This window comes from Candidatus Nitrosotenuis uzonensis, from assembly GCF_000723185.1.
GTDB lineage: Archaea > Thermoproteota > Nitrososphaeria > Nitrososphaerales > Nitrosopumilaceae > Nitrosotenuis > Nitrosotenuis uzonensis.
The window spans coordinates 369,390-388,533 of record NZ_CBTY010000009.1; the positions used below are offsets into that span (position 1 = coordinate 369,390).

15 protein-coding genes are annotated in these 19,144 nt (G+C 44.8%); 1 reads left to right on the forward strand and 14 read right to left on the reverse strand.

The window, feature by feature from the left end; translation table 11 throughout:
• Nucleotides 1-5: 5 nt before the first annotated feature.
• The 6 genes from NITUZ_RS07420 to NITUZ_RS07445 form a co-directional block, all read right to left on the reverse strand.
• Complete coding sequence (locus tag NITUZ_RS07420; protein WP_052370129.1) at nt 6-4,133, reverse strand: S8 family serine peptidase; 4,128 nt, start codon at nt 4,131-4,133, stop codon at nt 6-8.
• Nucleotide 4,134: 1 nt separating this feature from the next.
• Complete coding sequence (locus NITUZ_RS07425) at nt 4,135-5,097, reverse strand: hypothetical protein (protein WP_048196668.1); 963 nt, start codon at nt 5,095-5,097, stop codon at nt 4,135-4,137.
• A 97-nt stretch (nt 5,098-5,194) separates the two neighbouring features.
• Entirely contained in the window at nt 5,195-10,414 is a 5,220-nt protein-coding gene (locus NITUZ_RS07430) for a hypothetical protein (RefSeq protein ID WP_048196670.1), read from the reverse strand.
• Nucleotides 10,415-10,572: 158 nt separating this feature from the next.
• On the reverse strand, nt 10,573-11,583 hold the full coding sequence (locus tag NITUZ_RS07435; protein WP_244443841.1) for an SIS domain-containing protein: 1,011 nt from the start codon (nt 11,581-11,583) through the stop codon (nt 10,573-10,575).
• Between the two features lie 46 nt (nt 11,584-11,629).
• Nucleotides 11,630-12,964, reverse strand: coding sequence for a ThiF family adenylyltransferase (locus NITUZ_RS07440; protein WP_048196672.1), 1,335 nt, complete (start codon nt 12,962-12,964; stop codon nt 11,630-11,632).
• The gene (locus NITUZ_RS07445) at nt 12,965-14,179 is read right to left on the reverse strand and encodes a threonine synthase (protein WP_048196673.1); all 1,215 of its coding nucleotides are present in this window, start codon (nt 14,177-14,179) and stop codon (nt 12,965-12,967) included. It abuts the gene before it with no gap.
• Nucleotides 14,180-14,338: 159 nt separating this feature from the next.
• On the opposite strand from NITUZ_RS07445, the gene NITUZ_RS07450 reads away from it, so the two are divergent.
• Nucleotides 14,339-14,806, forward strand: coding sequence for a hypothetical protein (locus NITUZ_RS07450; RefSeq protein WP_052370130.1), 468 nt, complete (start codon nt 14,339-14,341; stop codon nt 14,804-14,806).
• Here NITUZ_RS07450 and hisI read toward each other — a convergent pair.
• The 8 genes from hisI to NITUZ_RS07490 form a co-directional block, all read right to left on the reverse strand.
• On the reverse strand, nt 14,803-15,129 hold the full coding sequence (gene hisI / locus NITUZ_RS07455) for a phosphoribosyl-AMP cyclohydrolase (protein ID WP_048196674.1): 327 nt from the start codon (nt 15,127-15,129) through the stop codon (nt 14,803-14,805). The two genes, NITUZ_RS07450 and hisI, sit on opposite strands and share 4 nt — an antisense overlap.
• A 53-nt stretch (nt 15,130-15,182) precedes the next feature.
• The gene (locus tag NITUZ_RS07460; RefSeq protein WP_211198875.1) at nt 15,183-15,551 is read right to left on the reverse strand and encodes a type II toxin-antitoxin system VapC family toxin; all 369 of its coding nucleotides are present in this window, start codon (nt 15,549-15,551) and stop codon (nt 15,183-15,185) included.
• A gap of 13 nt (nt 15,552-15,564) precedes the next feature.
• Nucleotides 15,565-15,813, reverse strand: a complete 249-nt coding sequence (locus tag NITUZ_RS07465; RefSeq protein ID WP_048196681.1) for a hypothetical protein — start codon at nt 15,811-15,813, stop codon at nt 15,565-15,567.
• 166 nt (nt 15,814-15,979) lie between these two features.
• Complete coding sequence (locus NITUZ_RS07470) at nt 15,980-16,225, reverse strand: hypothetical protein (protein WP_155991482.1); 246 nt, start codon at nt 16,223-16,225, stop codon at nt 15,980-15,982.
• Nucleotides 16,226-16,303: 78 nt separating this feature from the next.
• Complete coding sequence (hisF, locus tag NITUZ_RS07475) at nt 16,304-17,107, reverse strand: imidazole glycerol phosphate synthase subunit HisF (RefSeq protein WP_048196685.1); 804 nt, start codon at nt 17,105-17,107, stop codon at nt 16,304-16,306.
• On the reverse strand, nt 17,104-17,808 hold the full coding sequence (gene hisA, locus NITUZ_RS07480) for a 1-(5-phosphoribosyl)-5-[(5-phosphoribosylamino)methylideneamino]imidazole-4-carboxamide isomerase (RefSeq protein ID WP_048197046.1): 705 nt from the start codon (nt 17,806-17,808) through the stop codon (nt 17,104-17,106). Before hisA ends, hisF begins: the two co-directional genes overlap by 4 nt.
• Nucleotides 17,805-18,407 (reverse strand): imidazole glycerol phosphate synthase subunit HisH, encoded by a 603-nt coding sequence (gene hisH, locus NITUZ_RS07485; RefSeq protein ID WP_048196687.1) that lies wholly within the window; start codon nt 18,405-18,407, stop codon nt 17,805-17,807. The genes hisA and hisH overlap by 4 nt, the downstream gene beginning before the upstream one ends.
• 137 nt (nt 18,408-18,544) lie before the next feature.
• Nucleotides 18,545-19,132, reverse strand: a complete 588-nt coding sequence (locus NITUZ_RS07490) for an imidazoleglycerol-phosphate dehydratase (protein ID WP_048196689.1) — start codon at nt 19,130-19,132, stop codon at nt 18,545-18,547.
• Between the last annotated feature and the right edge of the window lie 12 nt (nt 19,133-19,144).

Below are 19,144 nucleotides of genomic sequence, written 5' to 3' on the forward strand. Positions count from 1 at the left end.
GGAATTCAGTGTTTTTTTGCTTTTTGCACAAACAGTATGGCAGATAATGCGCCGATCGCAATTGCGCCTCCTATTGCCATCAATAAGGGAAGGCTGTCTTCTTTTCTGCTTGGCTCAGGAACCACCTCTATTGATTCTGTCTTGATTTGAAAAAATGCGGTGGTGCTGGCATAGTTGCCGGCAAGATCGCTTGCATACACTAGCACCCTTTGCGGTCCTGGGATATCAGGCAGCATTATCCTAGTTATATTGTACAGCCTCTGCCCGTCTGCAAGCGTCACCGATACTGTGGCAGGATTTTGCTCTTCTACTTGGAATTCCACCATACCATCAGTTATGGTGTTATTCTGTATGATGATTTTTGGTGGTGTTCTGTCCATTACAAACTCGACTGTCTTGTATGATATGTTCCCTGCGTTGTCTGTTGCCTCTATTCTAAGTGTGTGATGCCCATCGGGGATAAAATCGCCCGGATTCCACATGTGATCATCGATGTAATATTTTGCAGTTGTTGGTGATTCGTCTGTTATTTGCGGCACCGGTATCTGGCCATTAAGATAATACGGAATGTCGGCAGATATTTGCGGCGGTGTGTCATCCTTGCTCAGAGATGAGAACCTTGCCAGTACTGTAAATGGCTCTGTCTTTGAGCTTCCCCCATATAGCGTGTTGTGGAGCAGCAAAGTGTACGTTCCTGTCTGGTTTATCGGCACAAGTAGTATTGATGATGTTGCGTCCTTGTTCTTTACGGGGAAGAATCCGCCGCCCTCGCTAAATATCGTGGTGCCAAGCCAGTCAGATGAGGGCCAGTCAAGAAAATGCCCGAATGCTCCTGGCGGCGCGTTTGTCTGCACTATCCTTCCCTGCGGGTCGATAACAAACACGGAGAGATTGGTATCAGGGTCCTTCCATGATATGTCAATTGATGCAATGTTTACTGTCGGGTTTTGCACCTCAAAATAATACTGGCGCCAATCTCCTGCATTGTACCTGTTTACCATATCAAATGCGCCCTTAAAGTATCCGTTGCCGTAAATTATCTGGCCATGCGAGCCTGGAATTACTATGGTCTTTTCCCGCTCTGGTATGGGAGTGGTCACCGCATAGGATACGGGTGCGTTGACAGTGTGGTTTGCGCTGCTAAACTCCAAAAATCCCTGGTACAGCCCGGGGCTTGCAGATTTGGGTGCAATTATTGTGGCTGTGACGCTGGATGTAGATTTTGGCTGCACTCTTACTGTGCCGGTGTCAAGCCAGATGCTGCTCCACTCTTGCTTTTTGTAATAGCTTGCAGTTATGGTATAGTCCATCGAGGTTGCGTTCTTTTTGGTATCGCCAAGCCAGTACGAGTATTTTGTTGGCACTGCATACACCCCGACAAGCGGTGTATGCTGGAACTTTGATTTTGGGTCAGTTACACGCAGTTCCTGTCCTGTTCCCCAGGAGCCTGCACGGTTCACCATGGAAAGCTCGTCGCTTGAAATTTTTTGGTCCTTGTTCTTATCGTTCCAGTCATAAAGGTATAATGAGGCGATCTTCATGTCAGCTGCGTATTGTTTTTCGGTCTTGTTCATAAAGTCAGGAAACGCAAAGTTCAGGTTCAGCACTAGTAGCGAGTCATCAGGGATGGTATTCTCATCAAATAATGATGAGAGATTGCCGGATTTGACCTCGGAGAGCCGGATATAGTCTGGCCGGTACGTTCCTGGCTTGTTGTATATGGAATCAGTCAGGTTAAGTCTTGTGCTCGAGTGCAGTGATGATTCGGATACCAGCTGGAGCGATTTTGGCATTATACTCACTGTGATTGTCTGGTTTGTCGGATTCTCTATGGTAAATACGGTGGTTGATTTCTCTCCGGGTGCAATCCTTCCGCCAAACCAGCTTGTCTGCTGCTGGCTTTTCTCAGGAAGTGACAGGTTGCTTATTCCAAAAGCGGTTGCATTGAGCGTCTTTAGTGGGACATCGAGGATTTTTTTCATGTTGGAATAGGTCGAATTGTTGTACACTGCAAACATTCCGCCCTCGCCTCGCAAGAGCTGAACTGCGCGGTATGGATTTACAAGTCCTGAGCCCTGCGTGAACGGATCGTTTGCAAGGTCGGTCGCAGTGGACATGAGCATGCTCTTTATTGTAAATGGAGTATAGTCTTGGTTTTGCGACTTGAGGCTTTCCATCAGTATTGCAGCAGAGCCGGCAACTACTGGCGCTGCCATGCTTGTTCCGCCGTACATTGTGAACGGCTCTCGCTTTGTGCTCGGCTTTGAGTTTATCACGTTTGATGGGACAAAGCCGTATGCCCCTGTGCCCATTATGTCAGGTTTTGGATCGCCAAGTACTGACGGCCCTCTGCTTGAGAAATCCACGATATCGTTTGCATGAATTGTGGTGTTGCCAAACCTTGGCTGCCCCTTGAAGGCACCATACCCGACGTTTACGTTGTTTGTGACTGCGCCCACCGTGATAACAAACGGTGATGCGTTTGGCAGTCCCATCGTACCGTATCCGTGGCCGGCATTTCCGGCACTAGATATTATTGTGAGGCCAGGATATCTTGGGTCAATAGAGTTCGGTGTTGAAAGCACGCTTGATACTAGCGACATTGTGTCTATTCCGGGCACGGTCTTGAGCGATGGGAATGTGGAGATGCCCCAGCTGTTAGAGATTATATCGGCACGTGGCTCTCCTGTAAAATGCCACGTGCTGTTTATGTTATCAAATCCGGCTGCCCACATCCAGGCATAAAGCGTATCGCCGAACCAGAGCGCCTTTATCGGGATTATTTTTGCGCCTTGAGCTACTCCGGGAAGCGTGTACTTTTTGGTGTTGTTGTAGATATCGTACTGGTTTTTGGCACTTGATGATATGGTACCGGCACTTGAGGTTCCGTGTCCGACAAAATCAGACATTACGCCAAAAAAATTTCCTTTGGGGTCAAGTCCTGGAAGCAGCGTTCCGTTTGTGGCCTTGAGTATCTTGTCGACTGCGGATTTGTTCTGCGATATCACTCCGTGGACATCAAGTATCTGGGCGCCCACCGTTCCTGCGGAATAGTCTGGCTTGCCGTCCTTGTTGGAATCATAAATTAGAAACTCGTTGCCATCGCCAAGTCTGATTGGTCTTTCGTCAGTAAAGTCAAAGTCATAAGATGGCTTCTGGCCAGGCCTTAGATCAAATCTGGTATAGTCCTTGTATGATGTTGACATGTCAGGTATTATGGTATCGTACAATCCTGGCGTTACCGAGTCTACTACCAGTACAGGTACGACCTGCACGCTTGCAAACGGCCCTGAAACGGCGCCCTGGTATACCATGCCAAAATGGTACACGCCGCTTGCCGATTTTATAAAATCCCGGTTGCTCTTGCCGATCTTGTAATCATCGATTATGGTGGCGTTGAAAACGGGACTGGGCCCCGTATTGGGAAAAAACGAATTGTACACCTGTATGTTTGTGCCCTTGTCTTTTTTCAATGACAGGTAGACGCCGTTCTTTGTCACGTATACGGTAGAGGTTGCATTGTTTTGCAGCGTCTTGTTTTTCTCATCGATTATCTGCTTTGTTGTGTTCTCTATGATTCCGAACTTGTTGATGTTTGCAATAAAAGTGGCATTTGTGAGTACCAGTCCCTGTCCGTCTGCATCAAGCATTATGGGGCGATTGTATTTATCACGTGCAACTGCTCCCTGCAGGTCAGGGTTGGAAAAGTCAACGCCTGTGTCAACTATGGCAATTTTGATTCCGCTTCCAGTATAGTTGTATTTTACATATGCTGCCTCTGAATCGATTGATTTTCTTATCTGGTTCATCGAAGAGTATTCGTTTGCGTCGAACTCTAGGGGAAGGTCTCTGATTATTTGGTAGCCTTTGGTTCCAAGGGCTGTTGCAGACTGCTCCTGCATTGTGATTATGGAGAACAGTCCGTTTGACATTGGAATATCATCCTGCGGTCCGAACACAAGGTATCTGGAGATGCGGTGGTCCTGGAAAAATTCTTGCGGTACCTGCAGTAACTCAGAGGACTGGGTTATCTGTGGTCTTGGAAATATCTTTTCGTTTTCTATGAATCCCTCAGAGTTTGAGAAAAATGACACCAGTGCAATGGCAAATACAAAGAGTGCTAGCTTGTGCATGTTATCTGCGTCTTGCCAAAATGACTATCTGAAGGGCGACCGTAACAGCAATGGATGCCACTATTGGAAACAATAATGCGTTTAGCTGCCCTGATGCCATCTCTATATTATCAACAGAGTTTGATATTGCATCAACGCTGCTGTCAATGTCCTCGCTTGCAGTACTTAGCGAGGAGCCAAATCCGGATATCTCTGATTTTAGATTTGCAAGCTCGCCAGATGTATCACTTAGCACTTTGTTAAGCTCAATTATCTGTCTTGAGAGCCCACCTATGTCCTGGCTCAAAACCGATGTTGCCGCCGAGCCGTGCGAGATTGTTCCCTGCGAGAATGTCACAACATGGAATATGTGGATTCCCTCCTGTGTTGGCGTGTATTCTGCAAAGTACAGTCCCTGGTGTAGCGTCTTGAAGGAATCTGATAGGTTGACTACCTGCCCATCAGGCAGGTGAACGTGCGATGTGCCGAGCAGCTTGTCCGGGCTGCCGCCTACCAGCTGACCGTCGCTTGTTGTCTGCACGAAAAGCCTCATTGGCTGGTTTATTGCAGCAGTCTCTGGCGCAAACACAAGGGTGTTTATGGCTCTCTCTATTGGCACCTTTTCTGATTCTGTTGAGGATAGAAACTTGATGTCAACTTTCTGGGAAAGTCCGGTCCTTTGGGTACTAATTGCCTCAACTGTATAAGTGCCAAACGGGAATGTTGTTGATGCCTCAGGCCAGATGAAAAGCTGCATGTAAAAGTTTCCTTTGTCATCTGATGTAATCTGGGTAAATGTCACTATGGTTTGGTCTGGCGCAAATATTCTCAGTATTACATCATCGCGAGGAAGTGATTTGCCGTATACGAAAAGGTGCTTGCCAGGTGAGTACAGCTGGCTGTCTGTCTGAAATTCAAGTGTGTTTTGTGCAAATACAGGCTGCAATACAAAAGATAACGCGATTAATGTCACGAGTATTTTCATACATGTTATTGAATCATTCTGCTAATAACGCTTTTTTTAGCGTCCGCTAGAAGTTGTTTTTAAAAAAAGAAAAAAGGGATAGTTTGATTTTGTAGTCTTAGCTGACAGTTATGTCTACTGATACAGGTGGGCTCAACGCTGTCGGGTTCTCCACTGACTCCCAGACAAACACTGTTGCAGTGTATGTTCCGGCTTCAGCTGGAGTCCATGACAATGCTGGGCTAAATGACTGACCTGGAGCAAGTGAACCTGTGATCCATGCTAGTGATACTGTTACTCCGTCCTCGTTTGTGATCTGGACCAAGTATGCAAATGGTTGCTCTCTGTCCTGGCCGTTGGTTAGATCGGCAGTGATTTGTACCTGTTGGTCAACGGACACATCATCTAGTGTGTTGCCGAAAGAGTCAACAACTCTTGGGTTAGAAGCTGGTGCTCTCTCAAGAGGTGGTACTACTGTGCCGATAAACGCAGTGCCGGTAATATCGAGCTCATCTGCTCTGGTGTACGGAGCTGGCAGTGTATTGTCCTCATATTCTGCTGTGACTGTGTCACCTTCTGCGACTCTGAGTCTGTGGCCGGATGATGAATCGGTGGTCGTGAAGAACACGGTTCCCTCGAATATTCCGGTAGCCTCGTTAGTCTCAGTTACAGTAAGGTCAATACCGCCTGCGTCTGAATCAGACCAAACGTCGACTTTAAAGTTATCAACTGCTTCTGGGTTTAGGTTCATGTCTGGGTCAATTACTCTAACAACACCTGTTCCGCTAGCTGGGTAGCTTGCCTCAAGCCACATTACTTCTCCAATGTTCCACCTGATCAATGCCGAGCCTACGACAGTTTCATCCTCCGAGAATTCGTAGGATACTGTCAGTCCGTCATCGTCACGTGCTTGTAAGAAGCCGTTGGTTGGGCCTGCACCGCCTCTAGTGGCTGGAGCATCTGTGTCATCACCGTCACCGTCTGCATCGTGTGGCTGGAATCCTGTGAGGATTACTTCGCCAGTGAAGATGCCGGTGTCTGTACCTGTCTCAGTTAGCCTGTATCTATCAAGCCTATCGCCTCTGGTAGCCACTCTCAATGGATCGGTTTGTGTACCGCCGATTTCATCGATTAGGTTGCTATCAAAGTTGTGATCAGGTGCGATTACGGTAATGTAGACTTTGTCTGTCCATGTGTAGACCTTTTGGTCGAGCTCAACTGTTGCACCAAAGTTCGATGTGAATATGGTCAAGTTGATGTCCTCGTCCTCTGCGCCTACATACTTGGCACCAGATGGACCCCAGTCGGTGTATTCTAGTACAATCTCTTCGCCTCTTTCCAGAGCATCATTGTTGAGCGATCTTGGAATCTCGATGACTGCCTGGAAGATACCAGTGCTGTCTCCAGTTTCCCTCAAGTCTGATGGTTCTGGGTCAAAGTTGGCAGCTTGTCCACCAAGGTCACCCATAGTGAGTGTGGCGGCATCTGAATCCCATTCTATTAGATCGAGATCATATGTTTCTGCCAAGTCATTATCAAGGTCAAAGTCTGGCTCTATCAGGGTAAGGATCATGTCCGAACCGATGATATAGACTGATTTGTCAGATTGTAATGCACCGTTTCTTAGGTCAAATGTTGCAGAGTCAGTTACTGTGTTCTTGCGACCGGATGCATCAGCCGGATCAGTGTATTCTACGGTGATGATATCACCTTGTAGGATACAGTGCGGGTTGTTTGCATCTGGTTGGTCAAATCTTGTATTAGCAGCATTCAGTGTGCCTGGCACTCGCAGTGAAGCAAAGCCATTTGCAGCTGTTGTTGGACAGTTAGATGATGCCGGACCATCGGTGTATCTTACTTCCAAGTCAAACTCAAAGATTCCGCTTGATGGCGAAGTCTCTGTAATTGGACCTAGTTGTCTGATATCGAATAGTTGGTTGGTGGCAGCGTTGTCGCCGACATCAATTAGGCCGTTGTTCACAATTGGTCCACCTGCATATGCAAGAGTCACCTTTTGGTTAGCTCTTGATACTGTTACCTTTACTGGGCCGCGTTTTGCGTCAGCACCAGTTGTGGTGGTTGCGTTCTCGGCTATTACATCCTCACCAGATGCAGATACATCAAAGTCTGGATCGTTCACTTGTACGTGAATTGTCAGACTTCCGTCACCCAGTGTCATCGGTGCAGTGATGGCGTTGTCGCCAACTGCAGTCAAGTGAACTGGGAAGATGGATCTTCCGTCTGGTACTGTCTCATCACTAGCTACACCAACAAAGTTGGAAACTGTGCCCCATGGCACTGGGTAAACGGTTCTGTCAAGGCTGACTGAACCGGTGTTTGCCCTAATGCCTGCACCGTCGCCTACTTCGATGATTTGTCCTGATGCGTCTCTAAAGTCGACATAGTTTACCTCCATGTCAAGGCCTTGTGTGTTTCTTGGTGTTGAGTCACCAATAAGACATACCTTGCCTGGGACTTGGAAGTCACCCGTGAAGATGCCTGTTGCTGGGCCTGTCTCAATCAGTGTGAATCCTGCTGAAACAATACCAGTGTCGATTCCTTCATTTACTAAAGCATTCACGCATGTTGCCTTGTTGGCAATGTTGGTTGCAGTAGCGGAGTTGGAATCGGTTCTCCAGGTTTGATCATCAAAGGTGATATCTAATAATCGGCCTAGTGGATCGCCAGTTGCTAATGTGAATAGACCTGCTCTACCTATTGTACCCTGTGCCGGATCACCTGCAACATCTACGAATGTGTAGATATCGATTAGATCTACATCAGTGTTTAGGTCTTGGTCTTGTAGAGTAACTATTACTGTATCTGCTTTCTTGTATGTCGGCTTGTCAAATGATACTACACCAGAGTGTGCCGGAGCTGCTTGCTGGTCTGATACCTGAGTCACAACGCCGTCCGCTCCACGATCATTGTAGCTGATTCTTGGAGATTCCTCATCATCTAGGTCTTGGTGCACGATGAACGTTGGATCATCAGCAATAGTGGTGAGTCCAAGGTATGTTCTGTGATCAAGGATGTTGAGTTGGTTTAGCATTATGTATTCAAGTGTGCCTTCAAACACTCCTGTGTTATCGCCTGTCTCTTCTGCCTCGACTCTGATTATCTGGTTGTTGACACGATCTGATTTCTTTGTGCCATCGCCCTTGAATCCGAATGAGAAGAAGTCGGCTATAATTGGCTTTACTGATGCGTCATTGCTTACACGTGTAAAGTTGAACATAAGTCCAATCTTGTCAGTTGACTTCATGTCAAAGAGGTTGTTAACAACACGGCTCAATGCAAGCGCTTGGTTTGCAGTTGATTCCGATGTCTGGTTAAGCATTACTAGCGACTGTGGCGCTGTACCGTTTACCAGTGACAGTGCTGTCGTAGCTCCGCCCAAGTTAACATCTATCTGGCCTGTGCTGTATTTGGTCAGCGGACCATTGGTTGCAGTGCTGTTCAAGAGGTATACATCCACAGATGTGATAGTAGAGTTGATTCCTCTCAAATCTAGGTTCAAGAGGTTGAATCCGTGGAAACGCGGTGTCACTGAGGATCTTGGGTCATTGATTGACTTGCGAAGCTCATCGGCAGTAGTTTCCAGATCTACGATCAATGTGGTTGTAGACAGTGTCTTGTTTGGTGTCAGCAAAGCTCGTTCGCTGAACTTTTGTACAACGACGTCTGCTTTTGCATGTGCACCTGCTACACTGAGACCGAATAATGGTGCTGCGACTTTACCTAAAGTCGAAGTTCCGGTAAAGTTCTTGACAAAGATTGCCTCTACTTTTCCTGGTTCAACACTTCCTGCCTCTCCCAGTGTGAATGGATCACCTGTGGACAGTGCTGGAATGAGTTCAACGTCTGGGTTGTTGACATCCAAGTCCTCATCTGCTCTGCTGTTTTTGTTTGCATCAGAGTCAGTAAGTACGACCGGGATCTCTTCACCAGAGTTCCACTCTACATCGGTTGGCTGGATATCAATAGATGCAAATCCGAATCCTACAAGGATTGTCTGTGCCTTATTGTTATAATCAATAGTGGCAGATTGACCTCTAGGTGCACCGCTTGCAATTACAAGAACAGATTTGTCTGATTCATCATAAGTACCGAAGACACCAGTGTTTGGTCCTGATTCGGTAATTGTGATTGGCTGGTTGAATTGTGTAAATACACCAGATGTTGCTGAACCAGATGTGATCACGTTCTTTGGATTGGCTGTAGCGTTGGCAAATGTGCCTGCGCCTGCAGTCAAGTCACGAACACGTGAGTCGTCGTTGTCTTGAATGCGTACGATGTGATTTTGGGCTGCATTGGTATTCAGCTTCAGAATGCCGTTGTCCTCGAACATCAGGTTTGCGAGGCTGCCGGTAATGTCTACATTACCGTTTGCTACTCCATCACCTGCTGCCTGACCATTCTCATTGAAGGTCTGGTAGACAGTCTTTGTTCCTTGGGTGGCATTTGTAGCGAATGTCCAAGAGTCCTCATCGGTTGGATCTACGTTTAGTTGAATATCGGTGATTGTGACGTGGACTTGAGCACTTCGTGGGTAAGAAGCTCGGTCAAGTTGCAGTTTTGCAAATTGATCGACAGTATCAAACTTTAGTGTGGTTGATTGTACTCCACCACCTTTGTTGTACTGTACCACTACGTTACCTGTTGGGTTCAAGTTGAATAGTTGAATGAAAGGCCATGGATCCTTCAAGTGGCTTCCTGCTCCCGCACCTGCAAGGCCGATTTGTCCTCGGATTGCAGTGCCAGTGCCGTTGTTTGGTTCCTTTGGCTCTCTAATCACATTCATGATGGTAGTTGTGTTCGTGTTTGCCACGGTACAAACTCCTGTTATTGGCGCTGTACCCTGAGTACCTTGGTTGCTATCCGTTGGGATTGCAATACCAACTGTCTCGGATACGGAGAATCCAGTAACAGTACTTGTGCTAGAACAGAAGCTACCAAAGTCAAGACCTACTCCTTGGACACCTGCGGCGGCCACGGTTTGGTCTGCGATTTGGGCTTGGTTTCTGTCTGCAAAGTAACCATACCAATTACCGTCAACTGCTTGAATCATTCTTAGTTTCTTGCCGTTGACAGTCACGTCTGGCTCACCTTTACCTTTGTCTGTATCTTTGATATCACTATCAATTACGACTACTTCGATGACTTGAGGTCCTGCAAAGTAGTTTTGGAATTGAGAGTTTTCAGCCGATACGAACAAGTTTGCATTTGCTGCTGCGGCTTGTGGCATCACACTTGGTGCGAATGCCGTAAAGCCTGCAGCTAGCATAATTGTCATTAATGTAAGACTAGTTATTTTACGTCCTATCTCGTTGTTCATGTTATTGATTTTTTGTTCGAAAATCAGTATATAAGACTAATGGACAATTTGTCCACAATCAGCCACTTTTTTCTATTAATTTCAAGCCCAGAGCAATCCTGATCGAGTTTTTTGATCGCATCTTGTAATTTTTACATTTCATACGGTGAAAAGTATGCTTAAAGTCTTTTTCTAATGAAACCTATGGAATCTACAGGGGATGGATCAGTGTCGTTTAACACTGCATAATAAATTGAAGCAAAGTCCAACTCGTAGATTAGACATATGAGCTTGGTCAATATGCTTCCGTGCGTTGAAATTACTTCTTTATAGTCAATATCGTTTTTCGTAAAATATTCCTTGACTATCTTCCATCTTTCCTTGGTTTTGATATAGTCGTCCTGTCCCTGCAGAAGGATCGGTTTTACAACAGAGGGTTTTTCCCAGGATACTATGCCATTATGCGATGCTTCTATTACATCCTCAATTATTGCGTGTGATTTTGCATTTTCTTGCAGCGAGCTTTTGAATCGCACTGCGGCTGCCTGTAGGCCCCACGGATAATAGATTAATGGTATGCCAGATAGCCAGTTTGCAACATCCAATGATGGATTGGTCTGTGAGAGATTTGACGAGTTTATCTTATTAGCAAGCTTTTCTAATGATGCGATTGATTCTAAAATATCAGATTTTTTTATCGGGATTACAGAATTTAGTGTTCCAAGAATAGAATACACATAGTTAACAAGTGATGAGCGCGGAGAATGAATATTTTCAACCAACCGATGCTCTATTTTTTTTCTTGCGCAGAATTTTTCCATTTGTCCGCCGGAACAGAACGCAACAAGTTTGCATTTTTGCTTGCTTGCGGATTTGAGGATGTTGAGAGTTTCTACTGTATTTCCAGAAACGCTCACTGTGATGACTAGTGTGTTTGCATCCACGGTTTTTGGCAAAAGATATCCCTTGACAAGACTTACATGGATATTTGTCTTTGAGAGAATGGCAGAAAACAGATCCCCTATAGCTCCTGAGCCCCCCATTCCTGCAAACACTATATGGTCTATGTCCTTGTAGTCAATAGGCTGATGTTTTGTATAGTAGAAACTGTGTGCAATCTGCGGCCACCTGTCATACACAGTATGCATTCCATGCTTGTCGACTTTTTTTAGAGTAGATATGCTAAGCAATTGAGTGTTGTTTTGATTGGTTATAATATATGGATTTAGAATGCAATCAGCTTGGAACGACTTGTTTTTTGCCAAGCAGTTTTTTGTATAGCGATACTGCGTCAGTTTCGTCTTTTGGTCCAACTATGACAGCAGAGCCACGTTTCATAAAGCTCACGGACAGCTCGTTTGTCCTCATTGAGAGTCCTAGTTCGCCCTGATTTTCCACGCGGAATTGCAGATCTTTTGCAATGTTTGTTATTTGTTCAGTGTCAATTTCGAATTTTTGAGTTGGCGTAATAGAGAAAGTCCTTTTGCCCCTGTTTCTTCCGCACAATTCTTCTATTATGAGTTCCTGCTTTGGTGCAGATTCCAGTTTGCCAGTACCACACACGTAGCATTCTTCTGCTCTGAACGTCCTTGTAAAGTCAAATGCCATGGTCTCAATGTCTATGTGAAGTATTTTATCAGAGAGGCTTGGCTTTTTGCCAAGGATTATCTTGACTGCCTCTGCCACTTCTATTCCGCCCACTATGGAAAGAATTGATGGGTGCACTCCCTCTATGCTGCAAGTAGGCATCGAGTCCTCATCAAGTGCAGGAAACATGCACGAATAGCACGCACTTTGTTTTGGAAGAATCGTAAATGCCTGGCCCGACACCCCTACGGCAGCACCAGTGACAAACGGAATTTTTTTCTCAACGCATGCCTTGTTCAGAGCATATCTTGCGTTCACGCTATCTAGTGCATCTATTACAACATCGCATCCTTCAACTGCATCAAGTGCTGTGTAATCGTTTATCGATATTGGAAGCGATTCGATTTCCACATCAGGGTTTAGCTTTTTGAGCTTTCTTGCTGCAACCTCTACTTTGACCTGCCCAACATCGTCCTCGTCATACATTGTCTGCCTGTGAAGGTTTGATAATTCTATTACGTCCCTATCAATTATTCTTAATTTTCCAATTCCCATGGCAGCAAGTCTTGTAGTTATTGGATTGCCAAGGCCGCCGACTCCGACAACGCACACCTTTGCCGCTCGTAGCTTTTGCTGTCCCTGGTATCCAATCTCCTCTAGCATTATCTGGCGCGAATACCGGTCTATTTCCTTGCTGGAAAGATCAGAACCTCCTGCAACAGCAGGCAGTATGTACACCTCATCGCCGTCCTTTAGTTCGGTGTTGATTCCTCCAGAAAAGCGCGAGTTCTTTCCGTTGATGTAAATATTGACAAGTGAACGTGGAGTTCCGTCATCGTTTAGAACGCGCCTCTTAAAGTCATCACCCATTGTTTCAGAAACTTTGTTGAAAGATTCCAATAGAGAGTTTGCGCTGATTTGGAGTTTTTTTTCTCCGCCTCCCTTGTTTAGTACTGATGGAATTGTAAATGTAATATCTGCCATTTATTGCACCACTGCTGAAATCTTTGCCACATCTGCTTTCATTGTTTGTGGCTTTTGCAAAACTTCCATTATTGATTCTGTAGCCTTCAGACCGTTCCCTGTCACATAGCAGACTGTAGTATCATTCTTGTCTATTTTACCATCCTCGACCATCTTTTTGAGTACTGCTACTGAGACGCCGCCTGCCGGTTCGGTGAACACACCTTCGGTCTTGGCAAGGAGCAAAATGGCATCAAGTATTTCCTTGTTGTTTGACTCTTCTGCGTACCCGTTGTATTGTTTTAGTCTTTTTAGCACATATCTTCCGTCTCCCGGATCGCCTATTGCAAGACTTTTTGCTATAGTATCGGGATTCTCAACAGGTATGACCTCGGTATCGCCTCTTTTGAATGCATCAACTACAGGCGCGCATCCATGAGGTTGAGCTGCTATCATGCGCATTCTTGAAACGTCATTTAGTAATGAAACGGTTTGGAGCTCCTCAAATCCCTTGCAGATTGCATTTAGCATTGCACCGCTTCCCACAGGAACTATTAGCTGGTCAGGTACTTGCCAGCCAAGCTGCTCTGCTACTTCGTATGCAAGTGTCTTTGAGCCTTCTACATAGTACGACCTCATGTTGATGTTTACAATTCCTATTCCTTTGCTGTCTCCAATCTGGGCAGCAATTCTGTTTGCATCATCATATGTTCCATCAACTGCTATGAATTTGGAACCGTATGCAAGAGCTTGTGCAATCTTTGCATGCTCTATATCGCTTGGGGCAAACACGTAACATGGGAATCCCCCCTTTGCTGCATGCGCCGCCGTAGCAGACGCAAGGTTTCCAGTCGATGCGCATCCCACTGCAGAAAGGCCAAACTCTTTTGCCTTTGACACAGCAACGCCAGCTGGTCTGTCCTTAAATGAGAATGTGGGGTTTACTGAATCGTTTTTTATATACAAGTTGTTCAGGCCAAGCTCCTTGCCAAGCTTTTCTGCCCGGATTAATGGCGTCATGCCAGCGTGAATGCTAACAATGTTTGATTTTTGCTGTATTGGTAATAATTCAAAATATCTCCAGTATGTGTGCTCACGTCCATCAAAGGCATTCTTTGATACTGGAGAGAAATCATATTTTACATCCAGCGGCCCAAAGCACTCATCACAGATGTATTTGAATGTGGACTCGTACTCTTTTTTGCATTCCCTGCACTGGAGTGATATTTTTGACATAAAATGATCCGTGCCTGTTATCTAGTTAAAATGTCCTAATATCAAGTTTAGTGACACTTAACTTTAAGTCCAATAAATTTAATAATAGTTAACTGCGCTTATTGCACCAGCAATAGTTGATTACAAGACTTTTTATGTATTTTAGGAAGAGAAACTAAGATGAAGGCAAAAATAATTGGAATCGCAATCGTAGTCGCAGTAGTTGTATCCGTAATATCTGCCATATTATTTGCCGGACCTGTCGAAGTCAGCACCGAACCCGAGGATGAATTTGCGCACTGGAATAGGTCTGAACATTTCGGAGTGAACAAATATGAATACAAGATAGGCGAGAACATATTTTTCATAGCAAGGGATCTGAGCCCATATGATGTGGGAAGTATCGCGTTTGTCATGCCAAACGGCACTACCAAGTACATAGTGATTCCATTTGATGGCAGTATCAAGTCTGGCTTTAATCAATACTTCAAGCCATCGCTGTCAAAGGCAAGAGGTATCTGCAGCACTGCAGATCTGATAGGAGAATGGTCTGTGGTATTCCAAGGAACCAGATATGAGCCATTAAAGTTCAAAATCATAAACGAGACCATACCGTCAGAAATTGCAATATTTGAGCGCGTATGCTAGTCTAGTTTGTTATGAAAGCAGACCTTTTCTCCCGTATGACATGCAGGTCCTGTCGGCTCTACCAGATAAATTATAGCATCAGAGTCGCAATCAACTAGGATTTGCCTTACCTTTTGCACGTTGCCTGATTCCTCGCCTTTCATCCAGAGTTTGTTTCTTGACCTGCTCCAGAACCACGAGTTTCCAGTCTTTTTTGTAAGCTCTAGTGACTCTTTGTTTGCATATGCAAGCGTGAGCACATCCTTTGTGTTGACATCCTGCACTATTACGGGAACCAGTCCGTCGCCTTTTGCAAAATCAATGTCAGATAGTGATTTTTTCATATTCGATATTTTCTACATTCTCAAATATAGATGTTGAAATAAAATATTGTGTATTATACAACATCCATTTCTTCGATCTTTGTAAAATCACGATCAAAGGTAGCGATTTGACGTATTTTTTGATTTTTCATTGTTGCAATTGTTATACAGTCGACAAAGCTTAGTTGCAGACGCTGTTCTGAAAATATTTGCCAAGCACTCTCAAAAACATTTTTTTCAGTATATATCATATTGCAGGATTGACGAACCAGTTTACCTATGCGTGTTGCTTCTTTTAATGATTTTAATTTAAGAAAGCTTACCGTGACAACCTCGCTGAATATGTAATCAGTCACATAAAGTGCAGAATCCTGTACCGCGAGTATTTTTGCAGTATTTAACGCACTAGAATGATTTTGGTCGCTAGTATTAAAGTATGCCAATATGAAACTTGTATCAAGAAACACCATACAAAATATCATCAATCTGTACGCTTAGCTTTTCTGTTCCTTTACCCCAATCAAACGGTTTGATTTTTGAGAATGTTTTTCCGCCCTTTTTTGGATGTGCTTTGGTTCTTATCCAGACTTGCATTGCTTCAGTTAGAGCCTCGCCCATCTTCATTTTGTGTTCCGCTGCTTTGGCCTTGAACAGACCAAGTATTTCATCATCCACATCTCGGACAGTCACTAAATTTTTCTTCACAATGTATTACATGTATTACATTATATAAAAAGATGATAGTTCCGGTTCAAAATTCTCAGTCACACCGGAAACGCATTTTTCAAGGATATGTATAATTAATGTTCAATTGTTCTTTCATCGTTACTTTACAAATATTACATTGTAGGAATTATTCAGCTTAGTCATTTTACTGCAACGCTTGCATTAAGTACAATCTCTTCAGACGTAGCGATCCTGTTTTACAGAGTGAGCTGGGCATCAAACCCCACGTTTGGTCTTTTTTAATTGCATCCATGGTTTGTGCTGCATATCTTCTTTTTTCCTCCACGATTTTTTGCTCAATCATTTTCTGGATATATTCTTCCCAGTTTATTTCCAATTTGTCCATTTGCTTCTTTATCTTTGGAGTTATCCTAATATTCAGATTGCTCATAGCATGTATTACACTCTGTCGCTCACAAAGTATTGCAAATATGTAATAGAGCACAATAAATATGCAACAAAATTAGGATTACAATCGAACTTGGACATCATTTTTCTTTAGGAATTCTTTGACCCTGTCCACAGAATGTCTCTCATAGTGGAAAATAGAGGCAGCTAGAGCAGCATCAACGTCGGTTTTCTTGAACACATCAAGCATGTGCGAGGGCTCACCACATCCGCCAGATGCTACCACGGGAATTTTTACCGCACCCACTATTGCCTTTGTGAGAACTAGATCATACCCGTCCTTGGTGCCGTCCCTGTCTATGCTGGTTAGAAGTATCTCACCTGCCCCAAGGTCCTGCACCTTTTTTGCCCATTCTATGGCATCGATTCCGGTTTCTTTTTTGCCACCGTAAATGAAAAGCTCAAACCAGAATTTTTTATCCCCTTCAGAGAAGATGTTTTTGCCCTTTGATACATCATAGTTTCTTTTTGCATCAATTGCGACCACGACGCACTGGCGCCCAAACAAGTTCATCAGATCTGTTATAATCTGCGGATTTTTTACAGCGCCCGTGTTTATTGCAACCTTGTCTGCGCCGCAAAGCAGTATGTCACGGGCATGCTGCAGTGTCTTGACTCCGCCACCCACTGTAAACGGGATATCAATTACCTGTGCTACTTTTGATACCAGAGATCGGATGGTCTCGCGCTGCTCCTGCGAGGCAGTGATATCAAGAAAGACAAGCTCGTCGGCTCCCTCGTTGCTGTATTTTTGTGCCAAAAGCACAGGATCTCCTGCATCCTTGATTGATTCAAAGTGAAGCCCCTTTACCACCCGGCCGTTTGCCACATCAAGGCATGGAATGACTCTTTTTGTAAGGCTCATGCTGTCTTTGCCTCTTTGATTGATATTTTTCCATCGTATAATGCCTTGCCCAAAATTACCCCGTACGCACCGCATTCCCTAACATGTGGAATGTCTGCTGGTCCTGATATTCCGCCGCTTGCAATTACGTTAATTCCAGATATTTTGCATGCTTTTTGCAGGTTTTCAGTATCAGGACCTTCCAGTGTTCCGTCTCTTGATATGTTGGTTATAAGAAATTCTGTGAATCCTTTTTTTGCAAAATCATCTAGGGCGTCAAACAGGTCAATGTCAGTTCTCTGCTGCCAGCCATGGGTAACTACCATGCCGTTGTTGTGATCCACCGATATCACTATTCTGTCCTTGCCGAATTTGTTTGATATTTCCATTAATAATTCGGGATTTTTGAGCGCAATTGTGCCTACTACGATTCTTTGTGATATTTGCAAGGATTCTTCGATGATTTTTCTGTCCCGTAGTCCTCCTGCCACTTGTACCGGAATTAAAACTGATTGTGTGATTTTTTTTATCATACCATGGTTGGAGCCTCTCTGCAAGGTGGCATCAAGATCCACCAAGTGCAGCATATCAGCTCCCTGCTTTTCCCACTTTAGTGCCATCTGTACCGGATCGTTCCCGTATACAGTCTTTTCATTTGGATTTCCTTTGAGCAGCCTTACAACCTGGCCTTCCATGATATCTATTGCCGGAATTATCTTCACTTTTTGCACACTCTGAGAAAATTTTCTATCATGGTAGAGCCTACCTTGCCAGATTTTTCTGGGTGGAACTGCGTTCCGAATAGATTTTTCTTGCTGACGACTGCAGGAACTTCGATCCCATAGTCTGCATCTGCCACTATGATATCATCATCTTTTGGCTTTACCCTGTACGAGTGCACAAAATACACCCACGACATGTCCGGCACTCCGTCCAAGAGCGGGTTTTGCTTTTTTATCTTCAGGCTGTTCCATCCCATGTGAGGTATTTTGAACTTGTCTGGAAGCATGACCACCTCGCCTTCCATGACTGCAAGGCCGCTTTCCTTTCCCTCCTCGCTTTTCTCAAAGAACATCTCCATGCCAAGGCAGATTCCAAGTACCGGCGTGTCCTTCGCATAGTCCTCAAACTTTGTCCTGGAATATTCCCTGATGCTCCTTATGGCAGGATCAAAGTTTCCCACCCCTGGAAGCAAAATCCCCGAATAGTTGTTTTTGCCATCAAAGCTTGTTATGACGTCAACCTGTGCGCCTAGCTTTTCAAGCGCAACTTTTAGGCTGAATATGTTTCCTGCACCGTAATCAAATATCGCTACTTGCATTGACCCAGATCATATCCGTCCAATACTTCATAAAAATATGCCGAGCTCAGTGAAAAGACGGCTTGAGGTTTTGCCTTATCTGACATACTCCCGACCGTAAACGGTTCGGGCTTTCCCGCTCGCATCCGTAACAGATCCTACATTGAGCCTTTTGTGCTCGGTATGCCTCTTTGTTTTTTGTCCGGGCTTGCCGCCATCCTGAACGCAACTGCAAGCGACTTTATCGCAGCCTCTATTTTGTGGTGGTCGTTGTCCCCGTATCTTACATTGATGTGAATGCAGCTGTTGATGTTCTGTACAAGCGAGAAGACAAAGTGCTCAACATCCTCCTTTGACATTCCTTCAATCTGCGCCCTTTTCACCAGGAGTGTTATCTTGTTGTACTGGCGCCTGACCAGATCGACTGATGCCTCTGCAAGCGACTCATCCATCGGAACTGACGCATAGCTGAATCTTGTTATCCCCTTTCTGCTTCCAAGTGCCTTGTCAAGGGCTGCACCTATTGTGATACCTGTGTCCTCTATTAGGTGGTGCAGTATCCTATCGTTTGACTTTGCCTTTACTGTAAGGTCCAGCATTGCGTGCTTGCCGAACGAGCCGATAAGGTGGTCAAAAAAGTCAATTCCCGTGTTTATTGATGTTCTGCCACTGCCATCCAGATTAACCTGAACGAAAATCGAGGTCTCTTTTGTTTCCCTTTTTATTTTTGCAGTGCGTGCGGCCATCTAGTGTTGTCC

Bases quoted from the DNA above. Each gene is read 5' to 3' on its own strand.
- NITUZ_RS07490 (WP_048196689.1), bottom strand. From the start codon at position 19,132: ATGGCCGCACGCACTGCAAAAATAAAAAGGGAAACAAAAGAGACCTCG.
- NITUZ_RS07430 (WP_048196670.1), bottom strand. From the start codon at position 10,414: ATGAACAACGAGATAGGACGTAAAATAACTAGTCTTACATTAATGACA.
- hisF (WP_048196685.1), bottom strand. From the start codon at position 17,107: ATGAGCCTTACAAAAAGAGTCATTCCATGCCTTGATGTGGCAAACGGC.
- NITUZ_RS07425 (WP_048196668.1), bottom strand. From the start codon at position 5,097: ATGAAAATACTCGTGACATTAATCGCGTTATCTTTTGTATTGCAGCCT.
- NITUZ_RS07450 (WP_052370130.1), top strand. From the start codon at position 14,339: ATGAAGGCAAAAATAATTGGAATCGCAATCGTAGTCGCAGTAGTTGTA.
- NITUZ_RS07420 (WP_052370129.1), bottom strand. From the start codon at position 4,133: ATGCACAAGCTAGCACTCTTTGTATTTGCCATTGCACTGGTGTCATTT.
- hisI (WP_048196674.1), bottom strand. From the start codon at position 15,129: ATGAAAAAATCACTATCTGACATTGATTTTGCAAAAGGCGACGGACTG.
- NITUZ_RS07445 (WP_048196673.1), bottom strand. From the start codon at position 14,179: ATGTCAAAAATATCACTCCAGTGCAGGGAATGCAAAAAAGAGTACGAG.
- NITUZ_RS07470 (WP_155991482.1), bottom strand. From the start codon at position 16,225: ATGAGCAATCTGAATATTAGGATAACTCCAAAGATAAAGAAGCAAATG.
- NITUZ_RS07440 (WP_048196672.1), bottom strand. From the start codon at position 12,964: ATGGCAGATATTACATTTACAATTCCATCAGTACTAAACAAGGGAGGC.
- hisH (WP_048196687.1), bottom strand. From the start codon at position 18,407: ATGCAAGTAGCGATATTTGATTACGGTGCAGGAAACATATTCAGCCTA.